13 protein-coding genes are annotated in these 18,372 nt (G+C 57.4%); 5 read left to right on the forward strand and 8 right to left on the reverse strand.

Annotation, left to right across the window (positions count from 1 at the left end; genetic code table 11):
- The first annotated feature begins 6 nt into the window (after positions 1–6).
- Together LJD29_RS00920 and LJD29_RS00925 are read left to right on the forward strand one after the other, a co-directional pair.
- On the forward strand, positions 7–573 hold the full coding sequence (locus LJD29_RS00920; protein ID WP_446743872.1) for a ubiquitin-conjugating enzyme E2 variant: 567 nt from the start codon (positions 7–9) through the stop codon (positions 571–573).
- On the forward strand, positions 551–1,291 hold the full coding sequence (locus tag LJD29_RS00925) for a metallophosphoesterase family protein (RefSeq protein WP_446743873.1): 741 nt from the start codon (positions 551–553) through the stop codon (positions 1,289–1,291). The genes LJD29_RS00920 and LJD29_RS00925 overlap by 23 nt, the downstream gene beginning before the upstream one ends.
- Positions 1,292–1,302: 11 nt before the next feature.
- Here LJD29_RS00925 and LJD29_RS00930 read toward each other — a convergent pair whose 3' ends face one another.
- From LJD29_RS00930 to LJD29_RS00960, 7 genes are all read right to left on the reverse strand, one after another.
- On the reverse strand, positions 1,303–1,821 hold the full coding sequence (locus tag LJD29_RS00930; protein ID WP_446743874.1) for a hypothetical protein: 519 nt from the start codon (positions 1,819–1,821) through the stop codon (positions 1,303–1,305).
- Positions 1,821–2,609 carry a hypothetical protein gene (locus LJD29_RS00935; protein WP_446743875.1) on the reverse strand — a complete coding sequence of 263 codons (789 nt, stop codon included), beginning with the start codon at positions 2,607–2,609 and terminating at the stop codon, positions 1,821–1,823. Before LJD29_RS00935 ends, LJD29_RS00930 begins: the two co-directional genes overlap by 1 nt.
- A 3-nt stretch (positions 2,610–2,612) precedes the next feature.
- Positions 2,613–3,605, reverse strand: a complete 993-nt coding sequence (locus LJD29_RS00940; protein WP_446743876.1) for a hypothetical protein — start codon at positions 3,603–3,605, stop codon at positions 2,613–2,615.
- A gap of 13 nt (positions 3,606–3,618) precedes the next feature.
- Entirely contained in the window at positions 3,619–6,891 is a 3,273-nt protein-coding gene (locus LJD29_RS00945; RefSeq protein WP_446743877.1) for a beta strand repeat-containing protein, read from the reverse strand.
- A gap of 12 nt (positions 6,892–6,903) precedes the next feature.
- A complete protein-coding gene (locus tag LJD29_RS00950) occupies positions 6,904–8,493 on the reverse strand; it encodes a type VI secretion system Vgr family protein (RefSeq protein ID WP_446743878.1) in 1,590 nt (529 codons plus the stop codon).
- A 24-nt stretch (positions 8,494–8,517) separates the two neighbouring features.
- Entirely contained in the window at positions 8,518–13,308 is a 4,791-nt protein-coding gene (locus LJD29_RS00955) for a serine/threonine protein kinase (RefSeq protein WP_446743879.1), read from the reverse strand.
- A 314-nt stretch (positions 13,309–13,622) separates the two neighbouring features.
- Complete coding sequence (locus tag LJD29_RS00960; RefSeq protein ID WP_446743880.1) at positions 13,623–14,498, reverse strand: YihY/virulence factor BrkB family protein; 876 nt, start codon at positions 14,496–14,498, stop codon at positions 13,623–13,625.
- 863 nt (positions 14,499–15,361) lie between these two features.
- Between LJD29_RS00960 and LJD29_RS00965 the strand changes: the two genes are divergently transcribed.
- Together LJD29_RS00965 and LJD29_RS00970 are read left to right on the forward strand one after the other, a co-directional pair.
- Positions 15,362–15,709: a helix-turn-helix domain-containing protein gene (locus LJD29_RS00965; RefSeq protein WP_446743881.1), complete on the forward strand. Its 348-nt coding sequence runs from the start codon at positions 15,362–15,364 to the stop codon at positions 15,707–15,709.
- Positions 15,710–15,808: 99 nt separating this feature from the next.
- Positions 15,809–16,000 (forward strand): hypothetical protein, encoded by a 192-nt coding sequence (locus LJD29_RS00970; protein ID WP_446743882.1) that lies wholly within the window; start codon positions 15,809–15,811, stop codon positions 15,998–16,000.
- Here the strand turns inward: LJD29_RS00970 and LJD29_RS00975 are convergent.
- Positions 15,963–16,604: a TetR/AcrR family transcriptional regulator gene (locus LJD29_RS00975; protein ID WP_446743883.1), complete on the reverse strand. Its 642-nt coding sequence runs from the start codon at positions 16,602–16,604 to the stop codon at positions 15,963–15,965. The two genes, LJD29_RS00970 and LJD29_RS00975, sit on opposite strands and share 38 nt — an antisense overlap.
- Before the next feature lie 101 nt (positions 16,605–16,705).
- Between LJD29_RS00975 and LJD29_RS00980 the strand changes: the two genes are divergently transcribed.
- Positions 16,706–18,343: a DHA2 family efflux MFS transporter permease subunit gene (locus LJD29_RS00980; protein WP_446743884.1), complete on the forward strand. Its 1,638-nt coding sequence runs from the start codon at positions 16,706–16,708 to the stop codon at positions 18,341–18,343.
- The last annotated feature ends 29 nt before the right edge of the window (positions 18,344–18,372 follow it).

Consider the following 18,372-nt stretch of genomic DNA (forward strand, 5'->3'; position numbering starts at 1 on the left):
GCCATCATGAACCCTACACTGCGCGAACGGCGCATGCAGTCGGAGTGGCTGTTGTTGACGAAACTGGCTGAAAGCAATCCGGAGATCATCGACAGCCTCGACAGGACTCCCGATGCCTTCCGCGTTCACCTCTCCAACACACCGGGGTGGATCGCGGTAGAAGACCGGCCAGTCCTGCAGAGCGAACACTGGATCGAATATCTCTTTCCACGTTACTATCCCACGCTCCCGCTCGAAGCCTACTGCCGGCGCCCTGCGTTCCATCCGAATATTCATCCGGAAACAGGCTTTCTATGCCTATGGGAAGACTACCTTCCCAATCGTTCCATGCTGGACGCGGTGGTGACGACCCGCGCCGTGCTCGCGCACCAGGCAATGAATCGTAGTGCGCAACACTGCATGCAGCCCGCTGCGTTCCACTGCGACCCGCTTGAGATACCGGCGCTGTGCGTCCCGGAGAGTTGCCGTACTATGCAGGGCACACTTCAGGGTCAGCGTCGATCCAGGCTTACCTCCATTCCGGACGAGTCCGGAAACCTACAGGATTCCCTTGCGATTTCTCATTCTCAGTGACATACACGCCAACTGGGAGGCGCTTGAGGCCGTCTCTGCCGATGCGGCCACACGCGGCTTCGATCTCGTTCTCTGCCTTGGGGATGTTGTGGGGTATGGTCCCAATCCCAATGAAGTAGCCGAATGGGTCACAAACCACGCGGACGTTGTCGTGCGCGGCAACCACGACCGTGCCTGCACCTACGTAGGCAACCACGACTCGTTTCACCCAATTGCGCAACACTCCTCGACCTGGACAAGAGAGCAGCTTCTTCCCTGCCACTCTGACTGGCTTGCGCAGTTACCGCGAGGACCGTTGCAGGTGGACAACTTCGACCTCGTACACGGCGCTCCCGATGACGAAGACAGATACCTCTTCGACTCGGAAGAGGCCGCCGCGAGTATAAGGTATGCCGCCGAACAGGTGACCTTCTTCGGACACACCCACGTACAGGGCGGCTTTGTAGCCAGGCGCCTTCATGGAACCACCGAAGTGTCGCGTTTTCACAAAGTGCCCGCCCAGCTTGCACTGGAGTGGGATAGTCTTTACCTGCTCAATCCGGGATCGGTCGGCCAGCCACGCGACGGAGACCCGCGCGCCGCTTATTGTATCTATGAAGCGCACAAATCCGTCGCGCACTTTTATCGCGTCGACTACGATATCCGCACTGCCCAGGAAAAGATCTTCGAAGCGGGCCTTCCTGAAGAGCTTGCCTACCGGCTGGCCACTGGACGCTGACCGGTCCGGTGCTACAGACCGGTTCGGTGCGCTTCCAGGAAACGGTTAATCGCATCTGCCATTTCGTTGTAGCCGCTGCGATCCGTGCAGCTCAGCAGTCGCGTACCTCCGCCATTGTTCATCACCACGCGGAGCGACGCGCAGCCTTCTCCTACGCCCACGACTGCTTTTTGTACATTGCTTAACGCATACACACGTGTTGAGAGCGGGATAGATAGAAGTGTCTGCTGCACCGTGAGCGTATTCCTGTCTGATGCGATCGAGACATGCGTCGTGCGGGCAGTGTAAAGACCTATAAAGATAAATGGCGTGCCGATCACAACCGCAAGCAGCATAGGGAAAGCACTCCAAAGGAAGCCTCTCGGCACAATGGCTCTCCCTCTCAACACCAACGCCAGCAGCCCACCTGCAAACCAGGACGCCAAACCCACGCCCAGAAAAATTCCCGCAAGAAGGGTGTACGGCGGCGCTACCACCACCAGATTCGTCGCGTCCTGGTGTGCCACATAGATTTCGGTGGCCGGCGCCATCAGGCCTCCACTCCGGGCAGGTTCCAGGTTTCTTCTCCGTAATCGACTCGAGTACAACCTACTGCTTCGAAAACACCGCGCAGCGGTTCTGTAGAGAGAAGAATGACCCCGCCGTCTTCAGGACTCTCGCGAACGTACAGCGTAATTCCCTGGAGCGCGTCGAGTGTCTCTTGAGGAAATCCCTCAGGGATAGAAGCATTCTCGAGAAGCGGTACGTACCAGGGAAAGATGCGATAGACACGTTCGGTAATGATGGTCAGGTGATATTCCTGCAAGGTGCGTAACAGGCGCTTCTCTTCAAGCCGCGACAAAAGCTGCAAGCCACTTCCTGTACCCAGCATCGTGGTCATGGCATGAAGCCGGGCTGTTCCCTGCTTTTGAACGCGCAGCAGAATGGGCATCGGCTGAGGAAGGTTTTCAGGATCGAGATCTTCGACATCCGATCCGCGAAGCAGCCGCGGCGCAGGACGATGCACCCAGACACCAAGCCCCGTCTGTGGAAGCCAGTGCCTCGCATTGTCGCCGAGCAGAAGACTCGCCGACCGGTCCGCGCTACGGCTCAATGCGATGAAGCTCTCGTGCGAGAAGCCTAGGTTGCGAGTGAAGTGAAGCACGAGCGCTTCAAGAAACTGGCGGAGCGCGTCATAAGAATCCGGACGGGCGCCGACCGGGCACGGGACGAACCAATGCTCGTAGCCTGTGGGACTTCCCTTGAATACCAGCCGCTCAACCGGAACATACATCCTCAGATCGTTCCGCTCCACTGCGGCGCGTGCGCTTTCGGTCATCCCCTAGCCTTCCCAGTAGACATATCCATCTTCGCGCATCGTCTCGAGCGCCTCCCGAAATACCGGGCGGAGATCGTGCTTCGATGCAATCACGAATCCTTCGTCCTCCGGGCTCTCCCGGATATATACATCGAATACCTCAAACCACTTGAGAATCTCGTCCTCGCCGCGGGAGAGGAAATCCTGCGTAGTAAGCCTGGGTAGAACGAAAGCCAACCCCTCGTAGCCTGCACTGCCCTTCAGATCTGCGCCGAAAAGCTCCCTGCTTTTCCTGCCGAACGTATCGACCCGCTTCGACGTACGATCGGCTTCGAGATTGACGCCCAGTTCTTCTTTCAAAGGACGCATGGAGGGATGGTTCCGAAGCCACGCCGGCATTCTTCCCGGAGCGGCCGGATCGAAGTCCTCGGTAAACGTCTGCAGCATCGAGTACTTCCGAAGAAATTTGGGAATGGTGACATTCTGCAGCGGCGGAGCGGGAGTCTGCGGCAGCATCTCTTCGCTGCTGCTCCCGGAAAATATGAGAGTCGCGCCTCCATACCCCATAAATATTCGCGTGAAATCGCCGGCAAGATCCTTCTTCAGCCGGAATGCCGTCTCAGTCATGAAAGGCTCAATACTCGGGTTCTTCCGATTGAATGCGAATCGCTTCATCACTTCAGGCGTAAGCTTGACCGGCGCTGCCTGGTTGAGAGAGCGGCTCGGCCCGGGAATCGGTCCGTAGCGGTGAAGCTTCTTGTGAAATGTCTTCTGCAGCTCCTCGTTTTTTCTAAGCACACGTGAGTGGAGAAAATGCAGCTTTTCCAGCTTGAGAGACGACAGGCCCTGCTCGAAGCGCTGCAGAAACAGGATCAACCACTCACGTTGTGCATCCGGCATTGGATCGAAGCGTGCGGGCATCCAGAAAAGGCTGAAGCTCTGCAAGGCAGACGCCTGCCGGAGCGGCAACAACATTGCGCGCTCGAGCTCCAGCTCTTCTCTGACCTGATTACTCATGAGGGCTCCATCCTTACGGCAGCGTGTGCCCGTAGCCCTCGTTCATCGGGCTTGCGTGATTGATGGAGACCAGTTCGGTTCCCACCTGAACGCCGGTTTCGACGTGGATTGCATTCTCATGCGTCTCCTCGGCATGAACCTCGGTCTCGACCGCAGCCACATCTGTAGAGTTCGCAGACAGATAGTACTCGAGCAGCGACTCGTTGTCGTCTGTCACCGAAGCTTCCTCGTTCTCCACCGTAGTGTCGTTTTTCGAGAGAGAGGCCAGGTATTTGCTGAACAACGCTTCGCTCTTCCAGCCTCCAATATCGTACTTGTGACCGAAGAAGTCCTGCTTCGCGACGTTAATCGCAATGGAGTTGATGGCGTTGCTGTTGGCTAATCCACTTGTGTCGCTCTTGAAGCCCTGGCAGGTGACCTTCTGCTGCGAGATCGTCACCCACTCCGGGTAAGTCTCATTCGATGTAGACGTATGGGTGAGCGCGTGATCACCTACCTGGCTCTCCACCTTAGGGCCAAGCTGGGTGCGAATGGTGTTGCCATGCGTTGTCGCAGTATGGTTCCCCATCACCGTCTCGGTAAAGTTTCCCTGGTAGATGCGAACCTGCTCTCCCAGGTAAGTCTTCGTCGAAGAACCGGAAACAGTGTGTGCGGACTCGCCCGCTACCTGCTCGTTATGGTTCGCCTGCAGCGTCTTCTGGTAATCTCCGGTGACCGTCTTGCCGTAGGTTCCTGTCACCTGCTTCTCGTAGTTCGACTGCACGCTCTTGCTGTACGGTCCAGTGATGTTGTTCGTGGAGCTTCCGGTGATCGCCTTCAGATAATCGGAGGTTACGGACTTGCTGTAGCTGCCCGTAATGGCGTTATCGGAGTTGCCGGTAATCGCCTTGCTGTAGTTCGACTGCACCGTCTTCGAGTAATTTCCCGTGACTGCATGCATGTGATTGCCGGTCACGTCCTTGGTGTAGTTGCCGGTGATGCCGTTCTGCGAATCGCCTGTGATCGACTTCGTGTAGTTCGACGCGATCGTCTTGCTGTAGTCGCCAATGATCGAATTCGTCGAGGTACCGACGATGGATTTGCTGTAATCGGAAGCGACCGTCTTTGTATAGTTCCCGGTGATCGCATGCATGTGGTTCCCGGTCACGTCCTTGGTGTAGTTGCCGGTGATGCCGTTCTGCGAATTCCCCGTAATCGTCTTGGCGTAGTTCGAAGCGATCGTCTTGCTGTAATCACCGGTGATCGAGTTGGTTGAGGTACCGACGATCGACTTGCTGTAATCGGAGGCGACCGTCTTTGTGTAGTTTCCGGTAATCGCGTGCGTGTGGTTGCCCGTCACGTCCTTGGTGTAGTTGCCGATGATGCCATTCTGCGAATTGCCCGTGATCTGCTTCGCATAGTTCGAAGCGATGGTCTTGCTGTAATCACCGGTGATGCTGTTTGTCGAGGTGCCAGTAATCGACTTGCTGTAATCGGAGGCGACCGTCTTCGTGTAGTTTCCCGTGATCGCGTGCGTGTGGTTGCCCGTCACGTCCTTGGTGTAGTTGCCGATGATGCCGTTCTGCGAATTGCCCGTGATCTGTTTCGTGTAGTCCGACTGGACTGACTTGATGTAATCGCCGGTGATCGCATTCGTCGAAATGCCGGTGATCTGCTTGGTGTAGTTCGAAGCGACCGCTTTCGAATAGTTGCCGGTGATCGCATGCGTCGCATTGCCGGCGATCTCTTTGTTGTAGTTGCCAGTGATCCCGTTCTGCGAGTTGCCCGTGATCGTCTTCACATAATCCGACTGCACCGTCTTGGTGTAATCGCCGGTGATCGCATTGGTCGAAGTGCCTGTGATTGCTTTCGTGTAATTCGAAGCGACCGCCTTCGAGTAATTTCCGGTGATGGCGTGGGTCGCGTTACCGGCGATCTCCTTGTTGTAGTTGCCAGTGATTCCGTTCTGTGAGTTGCCCGTGATCGTCTTTACGTAATTGGAGGCAATCGTCTTCGTATAGTCGCCGGTGATGGCGTTGGTCGAGGTGCCCGTGATCGCCTTGGCATAATCCGCTGAGACCACCTTGCTGTAATCGCCCGTGACCTGTTTGCTGTAGCTGCCGACGATTCCGTTCTGCGAATTCCCGGTGACCTCCTTTACGTAGTTCGACTGCACGGTCTTGGTGTAGTCCCCGGTGATCGCGTTCGTCGAGGTGCCGGTGATCGTCTTCGCGTAATCGGCTGCAACCGTCTTGCTGTAATTGCCTGTAATGGCATGGGTCGCATTGCCGGCAACCTGTTTGTCGTAATTGCCTACAATGCCATTCTGCGAGTTCCCCGTGATCTGCTTCACATAGTTCGACTGAACTGTTTTGGTGTAGTCGCCCGTGATCGCGTTTGTCGAGGCACCCGTAACCTGCTTGTTGTAGTTGGAAGCGACGGTCTTCGTGTAGTCGCCCACCACGCCATGGAAGGAGTTGCCCGTCACTTCCTTTGTGTAGTTCGACTGCACAGTCTTGAGGTAGTCGCCCTGCACGGAGTGGACCGCGCTGCCCATCACGCCCTTGTTGTAGTTCGCAAGCACCGTCTTGCTGTAGTTGCCGGTCACATGCTGGTCGGCGCTGCCCTGAACGAGCTTTCCGTAGTTGCCGTCGATGGCGTTATCGGAGTTGCCACGAACGGTTTTCACGTAATCCGACTGCACGGACTTAATGTAGTCGCCCTGTACGTGATTCACAGAGACGCCTGCGACACTCTTGCCGTAGTTCGAAGCAACGTCTTTGGTGTAGTTCCCGGTAATCGCATGAGTGCTGTTGCCGGTCACCTGCTTGCCGTAGTTGCCGACGATAGCGTTATTCGAATTGCCGGTGATCGTCTTCTGATAGTCCTGCGAAACGGCCTTGCTGTAGTTGCCGGCAATATGGTTCGTTGAATCGCCGATGACCTGCTTGTTGTAGTTCTGGGCGACGTTCTTGGTGTAATCTCCGGCAACATGGATCAGTGAGTCGGACATGACTGAGCGCGCATAGGGTCCCATGACGGTCACGCTGCGGCCAAGGTTGACCAGATGTGTCTCCGCCATCCCGACTTCCGAGTTCAGGTTCATGCCGACGGTTGTGGTGCGGTTCTGGTCCACGCGAAGGTTCTGGCTCCCGTGCACCACCGCCACATCGGAGCCAGGATAAAGCAGGCCTGCCGGTGTTCCGATAGCCGGCAGTACAAGGCTCCCGGTGCTGCCGATGCTCCGGTCAGTACGCGGGTCCATCACCCGCCGTGCGGTCTGGATACTTCCGTTAAATACCTGCATAGGACACCCCCTTTACTCGCCGACTTCCCGCGACCAGTATTTGGCATTGAAATGAATGCGCCCGTTTGGAGCGCTGAAGATCAGGTCTCCGTGCTCGACCCTCATCACGATGGCAGGGCGGCCGGTCTCCGCCGCGCGCTCTACCATGAGCAATTTGGCATTTGTAGGTGTTGCAATCGCAATCGCCTCTTCGCCCTGCTTGTCTACCAGCGAGATGCGATGGCCGCTCTTGGTAACGATGCGCTTGATATCGTTGCTATGCGTTTCGCCACCCCAGAAGTCTTCATTGGGCGTGTTGTCCACGCCATTCCACACAGAACCGATAATCACCGGCCGCTCCGGATCGCAATCCTCAAAAGCCACCAGCACCTCATCGCCTACTTCCGGCCGGAAAAGCAGGCCACGGTCGGCGCCCGCATAGAGGGTGGAGTGGCGGATCCAGCCGGTATCCCCTTCATCCTGCCAGTAGTAGCGCACGCGCACCTGTCCCTGGCGGTGCGGATCGTCAATATCGACAACGCGCGCGGAATGCACGCCTTCCACGCGCGGCTTGGGATGCAACTCACTCGTGTACCAGCCGCTCCATGGAGTGCACGTAAAGCGATTCTGATATCCCTCGGCAGACCAGGTGTGAGTTACATTCAACAGGTAAAACTCGCCGGACGCAGCTTCCACCCCGCTGACCTGAATCTTCTGGCCAGGCAACAGGGATTCACAACGGCTCACGCCTTCGCACAGCACTCCACTTGCCGCGCTCCACTCCGCCTGGTTTTCGATCGCCTGTTGATATTCCGCCACTGTCTTCGAGCGATTGCGCCGTCCGCGATATGCCGCAGGCATGATCTGCGTAGACTGCTGCAACACCGCTCCGGTAAAGCCTGAGGCGCCACCGCTCAGCGAAGGCTGCTTCTGCAGAGACTTGAAGTTCTGACTGACGGATTGCGAAAAATCATAATGACTGCCATCGATCTTCGCCGACGCCAGCAGGCCCTTCAGGCGAAACTCCACAAGGCCGGTGTCAAGGTCGCTTCTCCATGTAAGGGTCGGCCCCGATGTTGTAAATCCCTGCGTGATCTCAATCCCGGTTGCTGTCGGATTTACATACAAACCCTGATCGGCACACAGACGGAGCAGAAAATTCCAATCGGTTTCATCCCACTGCACCAGGTCGAGTGTCGAGTTCTGCTGACCGCCAGTTACATTCGCTGCAATCCCCGCGCGTCCGGCGATCTGCTGGGCGACATTCGATACCGACGTGCTTCCGTAATAGAAGTAGCTCGCCGCCACCTCGAGCTTCACACTCTGGCTTGCACCATCGAGCACAACACGAAAGCTTCCATCCGCGATGTACGCCAGATCCGCCCCGTTCACAAAACCATCAAAGAGCTTTACCCCGTCCGTGGATTCGAGGACGAAGGGCTTCCCGATCCAGCTTTCGACAGCCGGGCGATCTCCGGCCAGGTGAGACAACTCCACGGCGCAGGTGCTGTGCCTGTTGAGTCCCTTGCTCACCGTTGCGCTCACAAGTGTTCCCTTGCGGCCGATCAGGCTTACTTCGATCTCCTGACCATCGACCAGAATCTTCAGAGCTGTCTGGGCCACGCTGTTCTCCTCTTGTCCTGGGGTTTAGCGGCTGTATGAGAAGCCGTTGAGGGTTACGCTATCTTTAAAGCCGAAGCCGCCGTTGTTCAGGTCCTGTTTCAAACCTATCCAGGAGTGCACAAGCTTCCAGCGGTCTCCATCCCGAAGCCAGACAGAGATCTCATCGGCGCCTACACGCGTCATCACCTGGTAAGGCCCTTTGCCGTGTACTTCAAACTGCTCTCCCTGTGTTTTCTTGCCTGCAATGACGGATGTCATGCTCAGCGAGTCACGAGAGAGAGTAAAGAGCAGATAGTTCTCCGCATCGCGATAGCCTGCAACCCACTGGACTTTCTGCCAGCCGAGCAGAAGCGCATGGCTCAGCACTCCCGAGAACAGGTACGTGCCGATCTCAGGTTTTGTCTCGTAGAAACCAATGTCAGTAGCTGTGTGTGTGAGCGTATGGGCTTTTGCGTTCAGCGTCCATTGCCCCGCCTCCCAGCCATTCATCGTGGGACCTCCGGCAGGTGGATTCGCGGGCGCGAGCGCGATGTTGGCGGGCTGGGTCTGGCCAGCAGCCAGATCAACCGGAACGGATCGCGAAACATACCCGAAGGCTGATGCTTCAATCCTGTATTTGCCCGCTGCTGCTTCGAGCCGGTTTCCGCTGACCGCGAGCTTCTGGTTGTTGCTGTTGAAGACAGAGACCTGCGCGTCTGACGGAGTAACCTGCAGAATGAGCATGCCGTTTACCGGTGCGGCAGGTTCTAGAGAAATGTCGCGCGTAGTGGCTGCGTTCTTATCGTCGATCACCACGTCCTGGTGGAGCGACTGTTTGCCTACCTGGGCAGCAACCGAATGCGAACCCAACGCAATCTTGCCGATCACAAGAGTGCCATCCGATCCCGTTTGACCAGCGGCCGCTCCATCGAGCGTGATCTGGGTTCCTGCTGGAGCATGCGCCCTGATCGTGCCAAGCGTCTTATGGAACGGAAGAGCAAGTTTCAACTGCTCCTGCGGCTTCAAGTCTACCGGCTGGCTGAATGGCGTATCGATGCCAGCCGAGGTGGCAACCAGGACATACTTGCCGGCAGGAATATCACTCATGTCCAGCGACCCACCCGCAATCACACCCTGTTGCACGACCTTCGTGCCGCGCATCAGCTTCACATCGACGCCGTCAACCTCTGATGTAGCCGTAAGCGAAGCGGGGTTGCCGCTGCTTCGAAAAGCAATCAGCAACTGCCGCCCCGGCTCACTATCCACGTGGGCAACGGTGCCCTTCTCGCGGGTTCCCGCATAGATCGAATGCTGACCGTAGGGCAAATCCACGGCGAACGCATCGCTGCCGAGCTTGCCACTGAACTTGCCATCCACAAGGACAGGAGAACCCTTGGCCCCATATACCTCAGCCCTGCCATTCAGAGTGCTCACGGCTACTGCGCTAGCCACGTTGCCCCAGCCGCTCAAGGTTGCGGCAGCATCGGGATCTACCTGTGCCTGCAGACGAACGCTGCTGCCGTCCTCGTTCTTCCAGGTCAGTGTGTGTGCCCCCGTACTCAGTCCGATGGACGTGCCGGCGTTGCGCACGGCAACCGCCTTCTCGTCATCCAGCCGCATCTCGCCTCGGCCTGTTACTTCCAGCACTTCAGCTGCGGGCACCAGTTTGAACTCAAGCTTTGCAGCGGTACCCACGCCAAGTTGCGCCTGTTGTGACTGTGGCACGTAGCCTGGGAGCTCCGCATCCAGCCTGGTATCACCGGCAGGCAGCGAAAGCTGTAATGTCGGATTCGCTACGCCAAGCAGTTTGCCATCCTGGCGAATCATCGTGCCCGAAGGTTCAGCGGTAATCGTCACCGGAACCAGGCTTGGCGTTACCGGCTTCGGCGGCGCTTCGCTTTGCCGGGTCGATGGCTTGCGGTTAACAACCCACACGCCGAGTATCGCCAGCAACGCAATGCACGCTCCCCACAGCACAAATGTCGAACGCCGCGCCGGGGCCGGAGGAACCGCATGCGGAGCTGCCTTAGCCGGTGGCAACGCGGGAGGAACAACTGCGGGCAACACAGGCTGCACATCCACAATCGTCTGCAGACGCGCCTTCACCATCTTTGACTCGGATTGAAATTCCTCGTCTTCCTGATAGCGGCCCGCAATCTGCTCGGCACTCGCCGCGGCCGCATACAACTGTTCCTTGTCGCTGATGGAGTCTGCTTCCAGACGCTTCCTTCGCAGAACATCCAGGTCGCGTCCGCGCCGTTCCGTGCGGCTCACATCCACTTCACGCAGAAACTGCTTCAAACGCACGCTCTGCGGATACCGGGTCAGAGCCTTCTTCAGAACATCGGTGGCTCCGGCAAGATCCCGCGCCGTGCGCAGTTGGCGCGCATCCGCGAGTATCGCATCGGTCTCCGTGTGCTCTTCCTGCTCTTCGAGAAAGCGCATAAAGCCGGAAGCTGCATGATTGCCCGGCTCAAGCGTCAGTATCTCCTCAAGATAGGCACAGGCCTGCCGTGGACGATCCTGCGACGCGCGAGCTGCCGCCAGCAGGCCCTCCACCAGTTCGCTTCGCGCACGCTTCACCTTTGATCCAAGATCGTAGGCGGCACGAAAGCGCTCCAGCCCCCGCTCGAAATCCCCTCTCTCTGTTGCCCGCCGTCCATCTGCAAGCAGCCGCTCAGCTTTTCCTGCCAGCTCACGCTGCTGGCGCAGATAGGGCCGCAGCTCCAGCAGCTCTGAATCGTCAGGCATGCTGTCGAGCGCCTGTTCCAGCAACCGGAGACCTTCATCGAGCTCGCCGCGTTCCGCCGCGCCGTTGATATCGGCAAGCCACCGGCTCTTCTGCTCCATCCGCTCACTCAACTGGCGGCGGAGGCGCACGTTCTGAATCTCAAATTGCAGCCGGGGAAGAGCGGGATGAATCGTCTCCAGGGTCTCCCACTGCGCCAGGGCTTCTCCATACAACTCTCGCGCCTCGAGTTCGCGGGCTCGGCTAACAATGCCTTCCACCAGGTCGCGCTTCTGGCGATTGGACTCCAGCAGCCGCGTGAATTCAGGAACTCCGGGGTTCTGCCGAACCGCCTCTTCCAGCATCTCCACGCGCTTGCTTAGATCCGATTCACATTCGACGCCTTCCTCTGTGTCTAGCAGGCGCAGCGAGACTGCCCTCCGTCGACGCTGTTCCACATCGAACTTGAGAGCCTTGAACAGCGTGTGCTGAGGCATGCGCGCAAGAAAGCTGTCGCAGAGCTGAGTGGCCTGCCCGAAGTCTTCGCGCTCAAGCGCCTGCTTCGCCTCTGCGTAGCTCGCTGCAACCGCCTCATGCTCCGCGTGCAGCTTGTTGTAGAAACTTTCGTAGGTGGCAAGCTGCGCAGGTTTGCTGGTATCGGGAGCCTTCTTCTCAAGCTCCAGCACCATCCGCATGTTGCTCAGAGCGGCAGTGATCTCATTGTGGGCCTCTGCCTCGAGTGCCGCGGCATAGGCTGCCTGCTTCTGCTCGCGCAGCCGCTGCACTTCCTGCTCGCGCCTCTCGATGCGCGACAGCAGATCAAGCGCACGCTCCTCGCCTGTCTGCGCCTCCAGCACCCGCTGAGCTGCCTGCCTCGCATGTGAGAAGGAGAGTTTTTCGAGATGCTGCTGCCCGAGCTTAACCCATTCCACAATATCCGCTTCGGTGCGGCTCGTTTCGATCTCGTGGCGCAACACAAGCGCTTCGATATGGTGCGATTCAAGCTCCAGCACCTCGCTCACCCTCTGCAGAGCAAGCCGGTACTCTCCGTCCTGCTTGCGTGAGCGCGCACTCTCCATCAGCTGCTCGATCGTCTGCTGCTTCACGGCGGCCTTCACCCGCGTATCGAGCGAGAGCAAACCATCGACGAGATATCCCTCCGAGAGCAGCTCGTCCGTAAGTTCCCGCGCATACTGCAGATTGCCGTCTTCGAACTCGGCAGATGCCTTCGCCAGCCGCGGCTCGAAGCGGCTTGGCTCAAAGACCGTAAACAGCGAATCATATTGGGCGCGGCGAAGAGCGTCGCTGAACTCGCGCATCGTGGCAAATCGATGCGAAGGATTCTTCGCCATCGCCTTACAGACCACCTGGCTGACAGCCTCGCTCACGTCCTTGTTCACCGAACTCGGCGGCGCTGGATGATGCGAGCGGATTGCCTCCGCAACTCCGTCTTCGCTCGATCCGAAGAAGGGCTGTTTGCGCGTCAGCATCTCGTAGCACACCACCCCGAGCGAAAAGACGTCCGAAGAGCGCGTCAGCCCCTTCATCGCCAACTGCTCGGGAGACATGTACAGCAACGTGCCCTTGCGGCCGGTCGTGAGGCTCAGGTCAAGACGATGCGCAACGCCGAAGTCAAGTAACTTGACCGAGTCATCCTCCAGGACAAAGAGGTTGCTCGGCTTGATGTCACGATGCAGTAATCCCGCATCGTGCGCCGCCTGCAGCCCGCGGCTTGCCTGCGTAATGATGTCGAGGCATCGCTCTGTCGGTAGAGGTTGGGAGTGCGAGCGGATCAGCGCGGAGAGCGTTTTGCCGCGCAACAGCGGCATGACTATATAAGGTGTACGTACCGACCCGTCTTCGAGCGTTCCCTTGTCACGAATTTCGACGATGTTCGGATGCGTCAGCGCCGCCTGCTTCTCGCATTCCTCGTAGAAAAGGCGCAGTGCATTGGGATCATGCACATCGAGCAGCAGCTTCATCGCCACGTCGGTTTCGAGTGCCGTATCAAAAGCGCGCCAGACGGCGCCCATTCCGCCCTCGCCCAGCTTTTCTTTCAACTCGTAGCGCCGTTTTGTCTTCTTTGCAACAGCTTCTGCGAAAAACATACGGGTGTGGGGTCGCTCGTATTGGCTTCAGCCTGCACCGGCGGCCTTTGCGGTTGATTATGCAAAGGCCGTGGCTTTGCAAGAAGCATACCGATTTAAAGGCATGGCGCTTTGCCAAAACCGGCCTTGAATTTATCTGAAATGACTATTTGCGCAGCGGCTTTCAAGCGGGAACGCAAGAAGCAATCGATGCTGTCAATGAAGGCGCCGATGAACTTTGGAATCCTGCAAGGCTGAGTGATCCTGCCATTTCACCCATGAAGATCACACGAGGATAGACTTTGCAGGTGCATCCGATCGACACAACAAAGAAACTAGCGGCCGCGCCTCTTGCACAATTCCGCATTCATTTCCGCGCCGATCAGGATGGCGATCGCCGTCAGATAACACCACAGCATCAAGCTGATGATCGCGCCCATCGATCCGTACGTGACGTTGTAGTTCGACAAGTGGCCCAGGTAGAAACTGAGGCCCGCCGACCCCAGAAACCATATCCCAATCGCGAACGATGCCCCCGGCAGCGTCGAGAGAAAGCTGTGGCGCACGTTCGGGCCTAGAAAGTAGACAATCTCCAGCGCAGCCACAAATGTGACGACCGTGATCGAAACACGCAGAACCGGCCAGAAATGCTCCAGCTGCGCCGGGATGGGAAAAAGCACAGTCATGAAGTGCCCGACCCTCGGCCCGGCGATCAGCGCCAGAAGTGAGAGCACCACCAGCCCACCGCTGGTGAAGGTAAGAAGCAAGGCCCGTAGCCGGTCACTCCACCAGGAGCGTGAGATTTCCACGTCATAGGCAATGTTGAGCGATTCGATCAGCGATGAAAATCCACCCGAGGCCGACCACAGATACCCGAGAATGCCAAAGGAAAGCAGCTTGCCACGGCCAGGCTTGAGGATGCTCGTCAGCATGGTCTGCACAAAGCTCATCGAATCCGTTGGCACCAGTTCAGCCATCAGGTCGAGCAACTGGTCGAAGAGATTCGGAATCGGCAGATACTGCAGCAGAGACGAGAAGATCAGCAGCAGCGGAATCAGCGACATCATAAAGTAGAAAGCCACCGCCGCCGCGTTGGTGAAGATGCGGGTACGCCAGAGCTCGTTATACATGAGCACGGAAAATTCCCACACCGCTCGCCACCACTGAAGGCGTCTCCGTCGCGCCGTCGAATTGAGTGTGGCAATCTGCATTCCGTTATCCGTTACTGAGTCCGATGAGCAATTTGAGCCCCCGGATGCGCGCGGCGCGCAATGCCCGTTCAGGAAACGCTTCTACGAGGCCGCCAATAGTGCCGGGGATACCAGCTCGTCTTTCCGAGCCTTGCTGCAAAATCTTTCTTCGGCATTCAGCGCAGGAACCAATCTACGGGCAGCCGGCAATAAAATCGAGCCCCTACCGATTCCTTCCTTGACCTCTCAAAAGACACCAGCCCGGACCCACTCATGAACGACTGACATATTTGCAATCGATTACCTTAGTACCCGCACATCTTGTTCAAAACACTCGTATTTGCACCAGCCGCTACGGGTTCGGAGTACAGTAGGGCTCCACGGCTTCTTCCTTACTCCTCGGTAAGGCACTGAAGGTCCGCAGGGCTCTGGCTTGCTCTGGCAGGCTGTTTGCCAGGGAGATCCTTCGCTGATTCCTGAAGTCTTTTCAAAGCGATCCAACGCGCCATTGATGAACCGTTTCGTTCAATATAAATTGCCGTTAAAGCAATCATATACAAGAGTTTGACGAACAATGGAGTGAAGCGAATCAGGACAGGTTAAAGAGTATTCAGAACCCGGACGAAGGCTTATGGAACGGCAAAGCCAGGCTGTCCGGCAGACGCGTGATCAGTCACTGGGTAAGTGCGCATCCCCACTTCATTTTCCTGCCGCCGGAGATGAGAGGCAACCAATAAGGAATCACCCTAGGTTATTTTTTCCGGCAACTGTTAACTCTTTTACGAATGTGCTTGCTTTCGGCTTCCGTTGCGTGTTAACTATGCAGCCAACACTGTAAGAAACCACCCGGAGACGGGGGAAAGTGTTTGATTAAGGTAAGACCCATGCAAATTGGCATCACGATCCGCGGATATCGCCTCCAGAAGGGGCTTTCTCAAGGAGACATCGAAAAACGCACCGGCCTTTTGCGCTGCTATCTCTCACGCGTCGAAAACGGCCATACCGTTCCTTCACTCGATACCCTCTCAAAGATCGCCCAGGCGCTCGACTTACCACTTGCTCAGTTCTTTGCCGACGACACCCTCGGCCAGGATCTGACGAATCAGAAGCTTTCCGACGATGAACTGCGGTTCCTGACGCAGATCCGCCGCTACTCGAGCAACTTAAACGACAGCGACCGTAAGCTGCTGTTAGCCATGGTGAAGAAGTTCGCCGCCACTGCAGTACGGTAAATAGATTCCTGCGGCGGTTTCCCCCAACCGCCCTTCCACTGCGGAACATTTCAGGACGCGTGTGCGTAATCCCTCACTGAGTTCTTCAGGAGGCTTTTCGTGCTGAAATTTCTTCTCTGGTGTGTCCTGTTGCTGCTCTGCTGGCCCCTTGCATTGCTCGCCCTCATCGCGTGGCCCTTCATATGGCTGCTGCTGCTCCCCTTCCGCATCGTCGGCATCGCCGTGGGCGGAGCACTGGATCTTGTCGGAGCGCTCATTTTCCTGCCCGGACGCCTGCTGCGGGCAATCTAGCGCTCGCCGCGCCCATCGCCTTCAAGGCGAAGTTGGCAAGGTAGCGTGCTTCCTCTTCGGTGGAAGACCGGGGCTGGAGAATACGGCGTTCATGGATGCCACGGATCATATCCATCAATGCCCAGGCAGCCGCTTCCACGTCCTGCTCGGGAATCTCCTCCTGCTTAACTGCCTCCCCGAAAAGAGATAGCAGGTAATCCACCGCCATTCGCTGCCATCTCAGGCTGCGCTTCCGGTCTTTCACATCGCGTTTCAGGCTGGAAATAACGCGATAAAGTTCCTGTTTTTCGCGCCAGTATTCCAGCCGCACTGCGATAAACGCATGAACCTTCCCGGCGAAATCCGCGGCTGAGGAAACCCTCTCCTCCGTCAGAGCCATGATCTCGGTCAGAGCCCGCTTGACGACCGCCTCGAAAATCTCGTCTTTCGACCGGAAATAGACATAAACCGTAGCCTTCGCGAGCCCCGCCTGAGCAGCCACGTCGTCCATGCGGGAGTCATCGACGCCCTTCTCGCTGAAGATTTTCGTCGCCGCGTCGAGAATTTCGGTTCGCCGGAACTCGGTGACAACCTGCCGTTTTTTGTCTTCGATCGTCTTCGCCATGAAGGTTCTGAATCTCTGCCCCAGTGTAAAGCGTCAGATAAAAAGACCCAACAGTTCAATAAACTATACTCATCAGTATGATCCGTTGATGTAGCAGGAAGATGACCCAGGTACAGGAAGCAACCGGCGCGGAAGCGTCGCTCGCCAGCAGCATTCCATCATTTGACGGCCAGCATCTTCCGCCTGCCCGCGTCTTCAGTCCATGGACCGTTGCGCTGGTCGTCACCATCGGCACATTCATGGAGGTGCTGGACACCAGCATCGCCAACGTCGCCTTGCCGCATATTGCCGGCAGCCTTTCCGCGTCGCAGGATGAAGGCGCCTGGGTGCTGACGAGCTACCTCGTCGCCAACGCAATCATTCTTCCCATCAGCGGCTGGATCTCGAGCGTAGTCGGGCGCAAGCGGTTCTATCTTGTCTCCGTTCTCTTCTTCACCATCTTTTCCGCGCTTTGCGGCGTTGCTCCCACGCTCGGGCTGCTGATTCTTTTCCGCGTCCTGCAGGGTCTGGCCGGTGGAGGACTCCAGCCTTCGGTACAGGCTATCCTCGCAGATGAGTTTCCACCGGAAAAGCGCGGCATGGCCATGGCGCTCTACACCATCGCCATCCTCGTGGCTCCCGTACTCGGCCCCACACTTGGCGGATGGATCACCGACAACTATTCCTGGCGCTGGATCTTCTACATCAACATCCCCGTCGGCATCATTTGTTTCTTCCTCACGCGTGTAGTGCTCGAGGATCCCGCTCACATCAGGAATGCTCTCGCCGCCAATCGCAGAAACCTGCGTATCGACTGGACTGGCCTGAGCCTGCTCAGCCTTGGGCTGGCCACGCTCGAAATCGTTCTCGACAAAGGCCAGGAGCTCGACTGGTTCGGCTCGAACTTCATCACCTCGTTCGCCATCGTCGCGGGTGTGTCTCTCGCCGGCGCCGTGATCTGGGAGTGGAATCACAGCAAACCGGTAGTCAACCTGCACCTGCTTACCGAGAGGAACTTCCGCTCCTGCTGCATCATTGTCCTCTGCCTTTATTCGGTGCTTTACGCCACCACATACCTGTTGCCGCTCTTCATGCAGCAGATGTTAGGCTACGACGCGACCACAGCGGGTATCGCATTGTCGCCCGCGGGGCTCTTCACCATGGCGCTCGTACCGTTCGTCGGCTTTGTACTGACGAAAGGCTTCGATCCACGCAAAATGATCTTCGCCGGCCTCAGCTTCATCGCCATTTCCTGCTGGTGGATGGGCTCGATGAACCTGCAGGTCTCCGAATGGGACATGATTGTCCCGCGTATTCTGCAGGTCGTCGGAGTAGGCCTTACAACCGTGCCGATCAGCACCATCATGTTCCGGTTTCTGCCGAAAGAACAGAGTTCGCAGGCAGCCGGCATTTACGCACTCGTTCGCAACGAAGGCGGCAGCATCGGCATCGCCGTCAGCAGTACACTGCTGCAACGCAAGGCGCAGGTGCACCAGCAGATTCTCAGCCAGCACATCGATGCTTCATCAACAGTGGTACAGCATGCGCTCGCGGGCATGACCTCGCAGGTTGGCAACGCTGCGGACAATCACTACAGTGCAATGGCAAGACTCTATGGCATGATGCAGCAGCAGGCGAACCTGCTCTCCTACATGGAGCAGTTCCGCTTCCTCGGCCTCGTAATCCTCCTCCTGTTGCCGCTGATCCTGATGCTCAAGCGCCCACCAGTACAGAAGAAGATCGAACTCGACGCGCACTGAAGAAAAGGGCCGTTCCGCTTTCACGGAAC

Source organism: Silvibacterium acidisoli, from assembly GCA_022870745.1.
In the GTDB taxonomy this organism is placed as follows: domain Bacteria; phylum Acidobacteriota; class Terriglobia; order Terriglobales; family Acidobacteriaceae; genus Silvibacterium.